11 protein-coding genes and 1 pseudogene are annotated in these 14,898 nt (G+C 44.1%); 5 read left to right on the top strand and 7 right to left on the bottom strand.

The window, feature by feature from the left end:
* Positions 1-335: 335 nt before the first annotated feature.
* A complete protein-coding gene (locus QUA50_RS05985) occupies positions 336-3,902 on the bottom strand; it encodes a hypothetical protein (RefSeq protein ID WP_333261625.1) in 3,567 nt (1,188 codons plus the stop codon).
* A 189-nt stretch (positions 3,903-4,091) separates the two neighbouring features.
* On the opposite strand from QUA50_RS05985, the gene QUA50_RS05980 reads away from it, so the two are divergent.
* On the top strand, positions 4,092-4,316 hold the full coding sequence (locus tag QUA50_RS05980) for a hypothetical protein (RefSeq protein ID WP_333261622.1): 225 nt from the start codon (positions 4,092-4,094) through the stop codon (positions 4,314-4,316).
* A gap of 450 nt (positions 4,317-4,766) precedes the next feature.
* On the opposite strand, the gene QUA50_RS05975 is transcribed toward QUA50_RS05980, so the two are convergent.
* Together QUA50_RS05975 and QUA50_RS05970 are read right to left on the bottom strand one after the other, a co-directional pair.
* A complete protein-coding gene (locus QUA50_RS05975) occupies positions 4,767-5,390 on the bottom strand; it encodes a siphovirus Gp157 family protein (protein ID WP_333261620.1) in 624 nt (207 codons plus the stop codon).
* 2 nt (positions 5,391-5,392) lie between these two features.
* Entirely contained in the window at positions 5,393-5,566 is a 174-nt protein-coding gene (locus tag QUA50_RS05970) for a hypothetical protein (protein ID WP_333261617.1), read from the bottom strand.
* Positions 5,567-5,631: 65 nt separating this feature from the next.
* Here QUA50_RS05970 and QUA50_RS05965 point away from each other — a divergent pair, with 65 nt between their 5' ends.
* A complete protein-coding gene (locus tag QUA50_RS05965; protein WP_333261615.1) occupies positions 5,632-6,705 on the top strand; it encodes a hypothetical protein in 1,074 nt (357 codons plus the stop codon).
* Positions 6,706-6,779: 74 nt separating this feature from the next.
* Positions 6,780-7,826: a Fic family protein gene (locus tag QUA50_RS05960; RefSeq protein WP_333261612.1), complete on the top strand. Its 1,047-nt coding sequence runs from the start codon at positions 6,780-6,782 to the stop codon at positions 7,824-7,826.
* A 297-nt stretch (positions 7,827-8,123) separates the two neighbouring features.
* Here the strand turns inward: QUA50_RS05960 and QUA50_RS29215 are convergent, their stop codons facing one another.
* From QUA50_RS29215 to QUA50_RS05945, 4 genes are all read right to left on the bottom strand, one after another.
* Positions 8,124-8,387 (bottom strand): GIY-YIG nuclease family protein, encoded by a 264-nt coding sequence (locus QUA50_RS29215; protein ID WP_366039513.1) that lies wholly within the window; start codon positions 8,385-8,387, stop codon positions 8,124-8,126.
* A gap of 83 nt (positions 8,388-8,470) precedes the next feature.
* Entirely contained in the window at positions 8,471-8,809 is a 339-nt protein-coding gene (locus tag QUA50_RS05955; RefSeq protein ID WP_333261609.1) for a hypothetical protein, read from the bottom strand.
* Positions 8,810-9,096: 287 nt separating this feature from the next.
* Positions 9,097-10,821: a relaxase/mobilization nuclease domain-containing protein gene (locus tag QUA50_RS05950; RefSeq protein WP_333261606.1), complete on the bottom strand. Its 1,725-nt coding sequence runs from the start codon at positions 10,819-10,821 to the stop codon at positions 9,097-9,099.
* A gap of 65 nt (positions 10,822-10,886) precedes the next feature.
* A complete protein-coding gene (locus tag QUA50_RS05945; protein WP_333299448.1) occupies positions 10,887-11,294 on the bottom strand; it encodes a plasmid mobilization protein in 408 nt (135 codons plus the stop codon).
* Positions 11,295-12,253: 959 nt separating this feature from the next.
* On the opposite strand from QUA50_RS05945, the pseudogene tnpC reads away from it, so the two are divergent.
* Positions 12,254-13,698, top strand: a pseudogene (tnpC, locus tag QUA50_RS05940) (IS66 family transposase).
* A 384-nt stretch (positions 13,699-14,082) separates the two neighbouring features.
* Positions 14,083-14,826 carry a transposase gene (locus QUA50_RS05935; protein WP_333261602.1) on the top strand — a complete coding sequence of 248 codons (744 nt, stop codon included), beginning with the start codon at positions 14,083-14,085 and terminating at the stop codon, positions 14,824-14,826.
* The last annotated feature ends 72 nt before the right edge of the window (positions 14,827-14,898 follow it).

The raw sequence follows: 14,898 nt of genomic DNA, 5'->3' as shown, positions 1-14,898 counted from the left end.
CACTCGGAAGAGCGGTTTTGGGGAGTTAAAATGACCCCCTCCAATCGGAGGGGGAATCGTCGCCCACTAATAATTAAGCTGCTACGCATCTAAAGTCTCTGTTGGTTGGGGAGGGGGAGAAAGAGAGGGGGAGAGGGGGAGAGGGGGAGAGGGGGAGAGGGGGAGAAAGAGAGAGGGGGAGAGACTTTGACGCTTTTCCCACAAAGATTGAAGTATACAATTTAAAGGCGCGACAGCTTATCCCCTGTTTGAAACTCCCTAAAAAACTAACTGTTCGGTCAACGAGCTTTCCTGGTGTTCACACCTACCCGCTCTTAGATGTAGGGTAGTTGATGTTAAAGTTGTGCATCTGCCTCTCTTTTTTGTGAAAATGTAGAAGCTAATTCAGCATCAACCTCTTTGAGGTATTGGATAAACTGAGAGCTGCTATTTTCCGAAAGCTTCTTAATAAATTGACCAGTTTTTAAGTCAGCAGCTAAGACCGGATTATCAGTTTCATCTCTGACTAAACACCTAACATTGTTGCGAGATTTGCTAATAAAAGCTGTCCAGTTTCCCACAGGAATTGTAGTTTCTCCAGTTTGGTTATATGCTTCAGAAATCGCATCTTTCAGCAATTGTGAGAGGTGGGCGGGGCTGGCAGCAATGTTTTCGGGTTGAGACGGCGGTTTGTTTTGGGTAGGAGTTGGCGATACGGATTGCGATCGCTTTTGGGTAGGGGTTGGCGATACAAGCGGTCGCTCTTGACAAGTGGTTGGCGATACAAGCGGTCGCTCTTGACAAGGAGTTGGCGCGACTTCTGAAAGTTCCTCAACTGATTCAATTAGTTGCACAGAGCTAGGGTTGATGTTTAAGATCAAAGCGCTGCCTTTAGGCGAGGGTTCAATAGTGGCCTCAAAGGTAGTGCCGATCGGCAATTTAGGTGAATTAGCAGAGAACATAGCTAATTCTTGTCCGTCAAGGAGGACAATAGGGCTGCCGTCGCGCCTCGAACCGCTACCGCTAACAGAACCCACCTCAAAAGTCAATGTTTTCTGCCTCCATTTGGGACTGCTAAAGTCAACATCTTTCAAGTCATTGTACTTCTGCCCAATCAGTTCAGCTCTGTCAAACTGAAAGGTTTGCAATTGCTGGCAAATTTCATCTGTAAACAAATTGAGAACCAATGCTGCTTTAGGTGTTTGGTTTTGGGACTCAAGCCAAGTATAATCAGCAGGAGCTACAATGCGTGAACTAACATCTTTGGTGCGACCAAGACCATCGCGGTAAGTTAAGTCTAAACTGTCGATGTCGTTGACATTTTCGCAAAACTTCTTCTCAAGAATTCCCACCAGTTTGTCGCTGGGTTCAATTAAGGCAAAATTGACCATTGGCAGGCTCGGATGCAAAGTTGCTTCATATTTAATACCTTTGCTGTCTAACAATTCTTTCCAATGTCCAGCTAAGTCTTTGCCAACTGGCTGTCGCTTCTTATCCCTGACAGTCTTATTGCTGCCGTCGAGTTCAAATTCCTCGAAAGGGACGCTCAGAACGTAAGTGTCTTTTGGCATAGCTTCGTGCAGTCGCTCGTACTCAGATTCAAGGTTGAATTCAATCAGCAGTTGGCGAGAAAGTTCCTTACAAGCTTTGCGAGGAACTTCTAAGTTGGGATTTGCGGTTTCGACGTGCCACATAGCACTAGCAGCTAAAAACCGTTCTTCAGGGTCAGTCCAAGCTTCAGTTACATCGGCTCTTAAGCTCTCGTATAACTTGCTGACTGCTTCTTTAATTGCCTTAGAATCGCCGCCGCACTCCAAGTGAATTTCGCCCATCCTTTCTCGATAGCGTTCCTTAATATCTTGCGCCCACCTGACATAATGTTTCTCCCATTTTTCTCGCTCATCTAAGTCAGAAGGAGACTCAAACAGGTAGCGAAATTCGTCGCGGTGGCGGCTTTTTAGACGAGTCGGTTCCCACTCTGGGTTAACAGCCTCCCTAGCAATGCAATTGATAGCGGTGCCGTCTCCTATAGGTAATGGCACCGTTTTGTAAAGCCTGGGGTCGTCTTTGTAGTCAAATAGGTAGCTTGGGTGCTGTTCTGACCACTGCTTAGCTTTGGACAGCAGGGTGGGGTGGTGGTCTTCGGTACGAGTAGCACTTTTGGGACTGTCCACTTCAATCTGCAGGGCATCAAACAGCTTTCCAAGAAGCTGCCGCTTCTGTTGATTGAATAAACTTTCTGGCTGTCCCGGTTCTGCTGCTGACGATTGCACTCTCCCGATTAAGGTAGCAACCCAGCCAATTTTATTTTGGGCGATCGCTACGGCAATTTGCCGCAATTTGGTATACTTGCGATCGCCATCACTATCGGTAGCTTTATTGTAGTCAACTTTCTCTCGCTTCTCAACTGCATCGTACTCATTCTCTTGATTAGCGTGTCTGGTTTCAGAGGCGATATTCGGCATTCGGGAAGCAGGCGTAACTACCAGTTGGTCGCCGTCAAAATCGCATTGATGATGCTGCATGGCTTGGTCAGAGCGAATGAAAACGCACCCTTTGTATTGCGTTAATTCGCGCTGGCTTTTGTTGTCTACTGTGTAGCGGCGGATGTTATCTTTACTGACAATTGGGTATCGGGTAACGATGACTTCTGTGCCGTGTCGCAAGTGGGGGGCAACAATTGTACCCGGCTTGAGGCTTTCACAAGGTTGAGCCATTGCTGAACCATGATGAATTGCTCCTTTAATGGCTAAGTCTTTCCACTTTTTAGCCAGTTGTTCTTGCATGAAATCGACGACTTTGGGAAAGTCGAGGAGTTGGCCGAGTTTGTCGTTCCTCAAAATTGAAATTAGCCGGGATTCGTTGCGCTGAGCTTTTTCATCTGCTTCGCCTTCTAACCCGATGCTGTCTTCGTGAAAGTTGGATTGAAAAGCTGCTTTTTTGTCGTGTTGCTCTACTAAGTATTTGGCAAGTTGCAGCCGGTTATTTTGCAAGTCAGCTAGCTTTTGGGCTGCAATTTTGGTCGGTGTGGCTATGTCAGCCCCAATAGCTGCTTCGGAATACCAAATCGAAAATTGCCAGGAATTTTCGTATTCAGTTACTTTGGCGTTACCTCGATTTCCCAGTATAGCTTTGGGAAATTCGTAGTCGCCACAGGGGATAAGTTCAGCTAATTGCTCTTTAGCAACTCCTTTGATAGAGGAGCGATCCATGATGATATCATAACCCAAGTCGGAGGTTAAATTAGCATCAGGCAACAGCGTTCCTTTGGCAAGAAAGCTAATTTCTGGAGTGTGGCAGTCTTCTTGTCCCCATTCCTGCATCCAGGCAAATCTGAATTGAAAAGGTCGGTTGTAATTCCCTCCCAAATGTTGGGCTAGTGCCGGTGAAATTTTACCGTGACAGTCTCCGGTTTGCCACTTATGAGCTTTCGCTTTTTCACTTTGGTCATCGCTTTGAGAATCCACAATTTTGAGTCGCAAGGTTTCGCCGTCAAGGGAGCTATCTAACAATTTGGCTCCTTGGTTGCAACTGCTAACTAGCAGTGAGCCGTAGCGACAGGCGTGGTCGGGTTGAGTTTTGAATACGCTCAACAGTTTGGTTGAGAGTTCTTTGTCTGCAAAATACACATTTTTGCCTGAGCTGAAAGCAACTCTTCTGCCAATGCCATCTCCGAAGTCGATGTTTTTGAGAGGGTCGAAGCTGCTATCATTTGGGTCTGGTTTAACGATGGTTAGGGATGCTAATTCTTCAGGTTCAAAAAGCAGTTCAAGCAGGGAGTTACGCAGCACTTCTGATTCAGCTTGGTACCGCCCTTTTGCTCTACCGTCAGCCAAGGACATATCAAAGACTGGGATTTTTAGTCCTTCCCCAGCTACCCATTCTGTGGAGCGATGTTCTGGGGTAAGTTTTCTTCTGCTCATTGATTAGCTCCTGAATCCTAGTTTTTACATTTTTAGGACTTACGCACAGTAATAGTCCAGATTTTGACAAGGTTGTTCCTTCACAAATTCCTGCTACTGAGTGATATTCACCCCCTCCAATTGGAGGGGTTTAGAAGAAAAAAGTAGCGTGTTACAATCAGAATGACAATCCCAATGTGGAGAAAAAAAGTGAAAGTAGTTCGCACAACTACGGCTATGGAAAGCCAGCGAGATTATTTCTCTGATAGCGATAGCGATACACTTGCCCGCGTTGCTTTTGGAGAAGGTGAAAACAGGCAGCAGTTTGGAGGTTTGAGCCTTGATCCTGACGGGGTTATTCAAGGTAGAGCGTCAAAGTTGTTCAACGTCACTGAAGAACAAGTTGAAAACCCTCAATACTGGATTGATTTGTAATAGAGCTAGTAATTTTCAGTATCATGAGGTACGCTTCGAGCCATCCTGAGTTTTGAATGCGTGAATTTTGAGTTGTGAGTTAAAGAAAACTCTTAAAACTCACAACTCACAACTGAAAATTCATAACTCCCAAGGTCGGTACAAGGTAATAGGTAATGGGTAATAGTTAATTTCAGGATTGGTAATTTTCGATCGTGTTAGCTACCAGCCCGGCATGGACGATTCATGCTCCCTTACCATGCCTCATTACGCATTACGTTGTACCAATTACGTTGTACCAATTACCTAGCTAACTGAAAAACGCTATATCGAGAGAAATTAAGTTTTCGCTCTTACAAAACAAGCGTTTCACATTCTTTTTCGGAGGTGTCTAATTTGGAGGGGTCTAATTCGGATATGTCTAATAATTCAGGTGTCAGATTAAGGCATTGCTGACACCTGAAAAGATGACTAACGCCGTTTTCTGGACTGCGTTTTATCCGAAGAACGACTCTCAAGCGTCTGGTTGGCTTGAAGAGAGTGTAAATTGTTACCGGGAAGCAAGCTGTAAACCACTTTGCGCTTGCGGAAAACCTTAGTACCATCTACAGGCATTCCTTGTTTCCAAGCGTCTGAAATCGCCTTTTTGTCGGCAGAAATTACGATTTTTGTTTCGACTCGGCGATAGGGTTCTGGTAGTTGAGATGGGTCAATCAAAACTTCACAGGTAGGCGGATTTTCCTTTACAGCAATGCGGCGGTGTTTGCCAAGAATTTCTGAAGTTAACACGCCGCACTCGTTGAAGTAGAGCACGGTTTTGTCTAAGCGCTCTCTCCACCCCTGGAGTTTGTTGAGAGCTTTTGAATGCAGTTCTATCAAATACTGCATCCGGGCTGTAATTCCTGCAATTTCGGCATCAATTTGGTCGGCTAAGTCGGCATGGGCATCAACAGCGAGTTCCTGGGTTTCTTGGGTTTGCCAAAGGGATTGCAGCAGTTGATCGATTTCTTCTGAGCTTTCTGCAGATTCTAGTTGATGCCAAAGTTGAGCCGCAGTTATTGAACTTTGAGCAAGCGTCGCTGTGGCTAAATTCATGCTTAGTATCCTCCGTTGATGCAGGTGTGATAATAATCGCGGCGTTCTTCGATTTGAGTAAGCGCAGCCATTGTTTCCGGGTCGGATTTAAGAGAGATTTGTTTGTCCTTTTGAATTTTGCTAACTGGTTGAGAAGGAGTTAAATTTTGTGAGTTTGACTGGGTGATTTTTTGCATACAATTCAAAAAACTTTCTTAAAAATAGCGCGACCGCGCTCTTAAAAAAAGGAGTATTTAAAGTTATGAATTATCCTATAGTTTTTTACCCAAAAGTGGTAATGCAATTCTGCCATCAATATCCTTTGCCAGAGGCAACTTCTAGTTGTGCCACCTCATCCCAACTTCAAGAAACTCAACAATTCGGTCAACCTGTTGTTTTGCTGACTCCGCCTCAACCACCTGTGGTGTTACCTGTCAAGTTGCTGTGGTTAATTTGGGTGTTTTGGCTCTATGGTGCGATCGTACTTCCGCTGTTAGCTATTTCTTGGGGTTGGCTGTGGTGGGAAATGCTGTTGGTAGTAGCTGCTTATTCATGTTTAATTGCGGCTGCTTATAGTTATGTGTTTGGTTGCCGTCAAAAACTGCTATCCAGGTATAAACAGCAAATTCTTGAGTACAACCAACAAAATATATTATCCCATCAAGATTTATCATCGAATAAACAGCAAGAATTTTCTAGTTTTAAGGTGGAAAAAGAAGGGTTGCAGACAGCTTTAAAAAGCGCAAAACTTGAGTTGGATTCCAGAAATCGAGCGCTCAAGGATTTGATGTTACTTCGCGTTAGTCCTAATGGCACATCTCAAGCTCGGCAAGGAGTGAGTGAACAACGCTTTTTGCAATACTTACAGCAATATTTCGAGGAAGTTGTCCAAGCAGCAGAGTTTAAAATTCCGTTATCTCAGAGGAGCTATTCAGCAGATTTTACTGTAATTCACACTCCATCTGGACTCGGAATTGATGTCGAGATTGATGAACCTTATGCTGGCCAATCTAAGAAGCCCACTCACTGCTGCGATGCTGACAGCGATATGCGTCGCAATCAATTATTCTTAGAGTGGAATTGGATTGTGGTTAGGTTTACTGAAAAGCAGGTGGTTCAGGCTCCTTTGAGCTGCTGTAAATTCCTGGCTCAGGCGATCGCCTTTGTAACGGGTGATCGCTCTTATTTAAAGCAACTGGAAACTGAGCCCGATTTGCTAAGCGTCAAACCTTGGACAACTAGAGAGGCAAGGGCTATGGCTAAAAGCAACTATCGCCTTACTTATTTATCTGGATTTGGCGTCGGTTCTGCTTGCAATCGGGTTTCAAAGTTTTGATGCGAGCGCACGCAATATCCGACTTATTGACTGCGATAAATGTTGATAATTAATACAAAGGAGATAAAATAGATATGCTGTCATTTGAAGAGGGGTTCATTGAAAGTCAACAGCTCAACCAAAGACTTCTGCAAACAATTCGTTTGCTTGGAGAATACAAGGGAAAGCAGGAGTTATTCAAACAACAAGCCTCACAAGTTTTAGGCACTTTGCGCCAAGCTGCGGTTATTCAGAGTACCGAATCTTCTAACCGCGTTGAAGGCATTACAGTGCCGGTAGAACGGATTAAGAAATTAGTAACAGAAAAAACAACGCCGCGCAATCGTTCAGAACAAGAAATTGCGGGTTATCGGGACGTGCTAACTACAATTCACACCAGTTATACCCACATTCCTTTTAGTACAGGTGTCATTTTACAACTGCACCGCGACCTTTACCAATTTGCTGTTAATACAGGCGGGCGCTGGAAAACAGTGGATAATGAAATTAGCGCTACTTATCCTGATGGAACTAAAGTGGTGAGGTTTCAACCTACTCCCGCTTATGGTACTCCTGCAGCAATGGAACGCCTGCAAGAACGGTTTAATCGCCTCTGGCAATCGGGCGAGATAGAACCTTTATTGCTGATTCCAACTTATATTTTAGATTTCTTGTGCATTCATCCCTTTTTAGATGGAAACGGGCGGATGGCAAGGTTGCTGACTTTGCTGCTGCTATACAAAGCCGGTTATGAGGTCGGGCGATTTATTAGTTTGGAACGGATTGTGGAGAGAACTAAGGAAAGCTATTACGATACGCTTTACCAATCTTCCCAAGGATGGCATGAAGGACAGCATAACCTGTTACCTTGGTGGGAGTATTTCTTGGGAGTCATGCTGCTATCAGCTTATCGGGAGTTTGAGCAGCGGGTGGGATATGTTACTTCTGCGAAAGGAACTAAAACGGCGATCGTATTGGATGCGATTAACAATTTGCCTCAAGAATTCTCGATTAGGGAATTGCAGGAACGGTGTCCAACAGTGGGAATTGATTTGATTCGCCGTCTATTGCGCCGGGAGAGGGATGCGGGGCGTTTGCAATGTCGGGGACGAGGGGTAGATGCGTATTGGCGAAAGCAATAGATATCTCCCAAAAAGACAGTTCAGAACAGGCCGTTGGGTTTGTTCCACAATCATTATGGGAGATGTCTAATAGATACAGGAATTACGGACAAACCACTGGGTGTTGAGTTTAAGTGCGAAACTTAACACCCAGTTGCAACTATTTATGCAAGCTCATGAAAGCGGTATAGATCGGAAAATTGGCTTCTTGGTAATGGGGAAAAAGGTAATCGGTCAACTGTATCTCACAATGTTTGAAAACTGTTATGTTTCGTCCTAGTGGGATTGCATTTCCTACAAAAAAGCTGATTTTTCCTTTCAATTTTTGCACAGAGGGCAAAAACGTTTGTGATTTTTTTGCATTTTGATTCTCCTTTCAAAACTTTTGTCTGCAACCCAGCATTCTGCCAAGACAAAGTTTATTCCGCGTTCTCGGGCAGCGGCACAAAATTTAGCACCTCTGCCTTTTTTATGTTTCCAAAGCCTTTCGTCCAAATCTTTTGTCCAGCCGACGTAGTGTTGGGCTGGATGAGTTGAACATATCGGCTTTTCAAAGTGCAGAAGATACACGTATCCTGCCATGAAAGTTTGCCATTTTTGAATGTGGTTTTAATGTTTGCTATTGGCGGCCGGAGAAACAAACTTGTCTCTCCGGCATAATTGAATTACCAGTCGATTTTTAGCTCGCAGTTTTTGTTGCTGTCGTTGCTGCTACCATTGCTGCTACCATTGTTGGTGTCGTTGTTGCTACGGTTGCTGCTTTCGAGAGGGAAGTGGAAGTTTAAGGCCAGCAGCTCTTGCTCGATAATTGACTTTTTGTCTAGGACTTTTTTGTCTCTCAAAAGTCGCAGAGCGTGGATTATTTTGTCGAGCGTTTGATAGCTTGTTTGTTGAAAATTTAAGACCAGTGTTGTTTGCCTTTCCATAATGTACAGTTGGTTTTCTGTTTGGTGGACCAAGGTTAAATTATTGAAGTAGTAGGTGTTGGTTTGCGATACTTCCATTTTTTATCTCCGATACTTTAATTTTTGGCGCGACAGCGCTCATTTTATTTGTACTAATTTTTAGGATAAAACGTATAAATAATTTATTATTAGCAAGGTCGGCTTACAAAAAAAAATGAGCAAGCGTCGTCTCAATTGACTTAGCAGATTAAGAAAAAATAGTTGATAAATCTATTCACAAATTTGTAATACTTAGTGGCAGCACTATCAGTAATTTAGGTCGTAAGCTGGAAATTTGTTAAGTAGCGTTTTTATTAAACACTACTCACTTTTTTAGGGAACCATAACTAATCCAGTTCAATGTCTTGGATGCGCTGTTTATACTGTTGGTTATTTTGTTTGTGAGTTTGCTGTTCTTGCTCAATTAATTGTATCCAGATATCATTCCAACTTGACGGTGGATTGACAAGTTCTGCATTCGGTAGCAACGAGCGCGCATTTCGAGCAAGCATATAATCTTCTGCCAGTGCTATAATAACGCTATCGAGTTCTTGTAAGAATTGTATAGGCAGTTGTGAAGCTCGTTCAATTCCTAGGTAAAGTGTCGCTGGTGCTGTTGCAGAGTTTTCCTGTTCAATAAGCAAAATTGAAAGGGCTTCTATTGGGTTACAAGCAATCACAGCTCTCTCAATTTCTCCAGTAGTAGCTACCCAGAAAGCAGCTTCAGATGGCAGGGGATGCGTTGTAGTCCAGTTGCCTCTTTCATCGAGAACAAAAGCGAACCGGGCTTCTCCCTCAAGCGTCCGTGCCGTAAAGACAGCCTTTTCTGAGCCGGCATACAGCCAAGAATGAGAGTGCAATAAATTAAGCAATTCTAAAGGTAAACTATACTCGACGGCTAGATGCGATCGCACTTTTTGCCACTGAGTTTCATTCCTTTCAGGCAGGATTGACAGTTGTAACTCTAACTCATTTGCTGTTGCAGGAGTTCCAGGTGTAGTTGTTTCTAGCTCAGATTGTGACCACTCTAACTCATTTGCTGTTGCAGGAGTTGCAGGTGTGGTTGTTTCTAGCTCAGATTGTGACAACTCTAATTTATTTGCTGTTGCAGGAATTGCAGGCGCGGTTGCTGCTAGCTCGGATTGTGACGACTCTAACTCATTTGCTGTTGCAGGAGTAGCAGGCGCGGTTGTTTCTAACTCGAATTGTGACGACTCTAACTCATTTTCCTCTGCCTCGCTGGGGGCGATAGCTAAGTGTTGTGGCTGGATTAAAGCCTCAATTAGGGCGTTATCTCGCCCTTTGTCATAGCTAACGCCTCGATGCTTCTGCAATCCAGAAAAAGTGTAGGCTTTACCCAACTGAGTACCACTTAAAGCGACCCCATCTAAATTGTAAGAAATGCCTTTACTCAAGCCGATTCCAGTTCGAGTCAATCTGACTTGCACCTCTGGGCCTTGTTGCTGCAACCGCTCAACGAATTCTGACATACTTGGGTTGTCTTGAGTAACTTCATCAATTAGGTCTTGCAATTGCACTCTGACACTCTTATTTCCCTTGCTTTTTAATTGCCTGTGTTCTCCTGTAGTCGGAGCTCGCTTGTCTGTTTCCCAACTGGGTGTAACAGTTTCCAGGTTGTAGTTCCGTTCGAGTTGGCGAATAGTTTCTTGGCTTTTATAATAGTCCCAGCTATCGTCAACAACACCTCCATCTAGGCAAATGCGACTGGCGACGATGTGGATGTGGTCGTGTTCTGTATCGCTGTGCTTGACAACTGCGTACTGGTTGTTGTCAAATTCCATCGCTTTCATGTAGTTGGCTGCGATCGCCAGCCAGCGTTGGTCATTTTCTTCAGAATCTTCGAGTTTCTCAATGCGATCGACAGATAAAGTGGCGTGAAAAACTGCTACTTTCAGGTTAGGTCTTAGTTGTCGGGCGATCGCAAATTCAGCAGCGAGTTCTTCAGGAGTTTGTCCGCACATAGTACCGCCAATTAGAGTGGCGTCTTTTTTGCCCAGCACGTAGTTCAGACAGCCTCGAAAGCCTGTACCTTTGATTTGTTTGCCAATCATAACCGAAAAGCCGTCAGTTGCACAGAATCGATTGCTCAGGCGGTAAAGCCCAGGCTTGTTAATAATTAGCGTATTGTAGACTGGGCGAGGTTTGCAACTATTGTTTTAATTGCACCCCCGTTTTCTCGAATGAGTTGCTGTACGCTTTCTAAGAGTCCTGTATTGACAACAACTGGTTCTCCCAATGCCACAGCACTATTACAAGCTTTAGTAATTTGATTGAGGTTGTTTCCTGCAATTTTCAATTGGGCATCAATCTTGCATAACACTTGATAGGCTTTTAAGTCAAATGCAGCTAGAGGGCGCGGCATGGTTCTGCTCAATGCTGCACGGCGTATGAAGTCGCTCATGCTCAAATTGACTTGCTCTGCTCTTGCTTTGATTTGATTGTAGTCTGAGTCAGACAATCTCAGTTCCAGCCGACTCGAAAGTCTCTGATTTTGCTGCTGTTGAGGAAATTTCTTGAGCTTCATAGCCATGATAATAGTTGAGTTTATCTCATTTTATAAATCTCTAACTACTTTCAACTTCACCCCAAAAGAGCAAACTAGGGGCGTAAAGTGACCCCCGCCATTTGAGGATAACTGGTTGCGAGCGCTACTCAATAACTGACCATCTATCCATTTGCTTAAAGTGTTTACTCGACAGGCGAGGGCGTTGTCAGCTCTTTTCTCCCTCTCATTTCTTATAGCTGTATAATATTCAGCTTAATTTGTATTACAGTTGGCTACATTTGTCATTAAAGCTTAAGAAAGTCTTAAACCTGACCTGGCGGCTAGGATTCCGCATTCATGAGGTGCATTGTTTTTATTTAAAAGTAATAAATAAAGCTTTGTACGGACAAAACCATTGCTTGCTACCGAGAGAGAACAGCCCTAACCAGTCCCAACAGGTCAAGACACGAACAGCACAAAAAAGCAGCAATTTGACCGAAAAATTCAGGTATTTGCAGGATATTTTCGGGTAAATACAGGTATAATGCAATCTCCGCTAGTGCCTGCATTCTCACGGATTTTATACTGGAAACGCCTGACTTTATACTGCACTTGCCTGACTTTAGGGCGCACAAAAATTAGCTATTTTTTAGAGTTTTTAACAACAAGTGAATTGATTTAATAGTCAAGTTGCAGCATCTGAATTGAATTAAAAATCAAGTTCCAGAAGTGTGAGAAAATTGGCAGCGCAGCAGCCGTTATGTCAGCCTTGACAGTTGCGTAAATTGTTGTTGTCGGCCTCGCGCTTTGCAAAGGTTGGTACCTCTTAACTAATTTATGGAATTTAAAGAGAGCGATCGCTACTTTTAAATGTCGTAGTGGGATTGAAGGGATGTTTAAGGACTGCAAGACAGGCGGTTATAATAAACGAGAAAAGTCACGCCGTAAGGATTCAGGTCAAAAAAAACTTCAGTGGCGGCATCTGGTAAAATAAGTAAATGAAAAAGCCCGCAGCCACCAGACAAAAAGAAAAAACCGAAATCGAGCAGTTGAGCCAAGCTGAACTGGTAGAAATGGTACTGGGGCTGCAAAAAATCATTCAAGAATTACAAGAAAAACTAGCTATTGCCGGGGGCAAAAGTCGAACCACCAGTCAGACTTCATCAAAACCCCCATCAACGGATCTGATCCAAAAATCAGAGAAACCAACAGCCCAACCAGAAGCAGACCAAAAAAAGAAACCAGGTGGACAACCAGGTCATCAAGGGAAAACCCGCAAAGGGTTTGGACGAGTAGACAGAACCGAAATTAGCTCACCCGACATCTGTCTCAATTGTGGCAGTAAAGAATTAAGTGAAGTAATTAACATCCACAGACAGCAAGTAGCAAGTCTAGTAGCAAAACCAATTGAAGTCGTCGAATATCAGACACAATCGTGTAAATGCCTCGAATGTGGTGCAGTAGTCAGAGGAGAACCACCCTTGGGAATAGTTCCAGGACAAGACTTGAGCGTTAATCTCCAAGCACTCTTAGTCTGGCTGGGGAATTATGGACATCTTTCCTACGCCAAGCTGACTGAATTGTTGTGGGAACTCGGCAGGATAGAAGTGGGAGTAGGAACACTCCAAAAAACCAATCAACGAGTAGCAGCAGCAGTCAAGCCAGCGCTCAATGCACTGTGGAAATGGGCACCTCTTCAATCAAATGTTCCTGTAGATGAAACGCCGTGGTGTGTCATGGGAGTCAAAGAATGGCTATGGACGGCTAGTGGAGAAGGATTCTGTTTATTTCATGCGGCAGATACCAGGGGGCGGGTGGAACTAGAAACCATGCTGGGTACAGAATTTGCTGGAGTCTTAAGCTCAGATGATTTCAGTGTTTATAATGGTGGCACAATCACAGCTCAACAGAAGTGTCTGGCTCATTTACGACGGCATTTCAAGAAAGTGCTGGGACTTCCGGGCAACAATAATAACGCAGCAGTCGCTCAAATATTTCTGTCATTAATAGATGAAGCTTTTATCGCCCATGAGTCTTGGCGAAAGACGAAGGATAAACTCACCTACGACTCCTGGGCTGATGATTTCAAAATACGATTGAATCTTGCTTTAGCCACTTGGTTGAGCCAAGTTGGTTATGCCGCAGGTTTGTTACTCAAATCCTTACGAGATAAGGCAGAACAATGGTGGTATTTTCTCAATGACCCCTCGGTGCCTCCTGATAATAATTTAGCAGAACGTTCTTTACGGCTAGCTGTAACGAAACGGAAGTGTCTGGTGGCTCTCGTTCGATGAAGCGATTTGAGGAAACTGCTGATCTACTTAGTGTGATTCAAACCTGTCGTTTTCAAGCTCGCTCAGTAATGACTTTTTTCCGTGAGGCTCTTTCTGCCCATTCTTATGACTTTCCTCGGCCTGAGCTCATTCCCCTTTTTCAGACCTGAATCCTTACGTCACGCCAACGATCGGCGTTTAAAAAATTTAATTTTAATTATTGCCATTGCCTACACTTGTGCTGTGATCCAAGGTCAAAGACTTAAGCTTGGAAAGGTTCATAAGTCAGCGTAAACGCATCTTGTCAATAACGAGGGGTTTTAGCACTGCGGACTCGGGTTTATTGGTGTTTATTGAGAACGGTTTTTCCGCCTGTAGCGCTTTTGTCTCTACTCAAATGCTGTATATGGGAATTTAGAAATTAGATGCGCTTACCCTGGTTCATAAGTAACTGGAGTTTAGACTAAAAAAGAGAGAACGGTGGTAAAAGCAGGACTTGAGCCACCGCGCCGGGAGAGAATGAGGGTGAAAAAGAAAACCTATCCACTCCCTTAATGAACAGTGAACGATTAAAGGACTTTCGTCAAGCAGCATACGATTTATTAGTGCTGGCGAAAGATGCAACATTCGAGCTGATGGATGCAGTAATGACAACAAGGAATGCGGCTTGTTTGGCGGAATTTTCGCTCAGTCCGCTATTCAATCGTCAATGGTCAAGCGTCTATGAAGCCTTACAAGACTGTAGACCAGACCGGAAAAAACTGATGCTGCTGTATCTCCAGCAATTACAGGAGGAAGCACCCCCAACGGAACACATATTAGTGGCAATCGACCATACTGCATGGGGGAGAGCAGATGCCAAAACATTACAAGAAAGAACCCATGAATATCAGGAAGGCGTAATTATTGGACAGGGGTACAGTACAATTGCGTGGATACCCGAAGCTGAAGGAAGTTGGGCATTACCCCTACTACATGAACGAATTAGTAGTTGGTCTTCACCAATAGAAAAAGCAGCTTCCCAACTTAAACTTGTCTGTGAACAGAGCATCAACCCAGTATTAGCAGTCTTAGACCGAGAATATGGCAATGCAACTTGGGTATTAGCGCTAGCGCAAGCTTCCATTCAAGCTGATTGTTTAATGAGAGTCCGAAAGAATGCCTGTTTGTGGTCGGCACCACCAGCCTATAGTGGTCGCGGTAGGCCACGGAAACATGGGCAGAAAATGAGACTCAACGACCCAACCACATGGCTCGAAGCGGATACTGTGATTGAAATTGACGAACATCCAGGGTAATTGCTCAACCCCCTTGACAAGAAGACAAGATAGACATTAGATCAAGGAATGGAAAAACTCCCCGACCTAAAA

This window comes from Microcoleus sp. M2_D5, assembly GCF_036701935.1.
GTDB lineage: Bacteria > Cyanobacteriota > Cyanobacteriia > Cyanobacteriales > Microcoleaceae > Microcoleus.
This window is presented reverse-complemented; position numbering and strand designations above follow the sequence as displayed.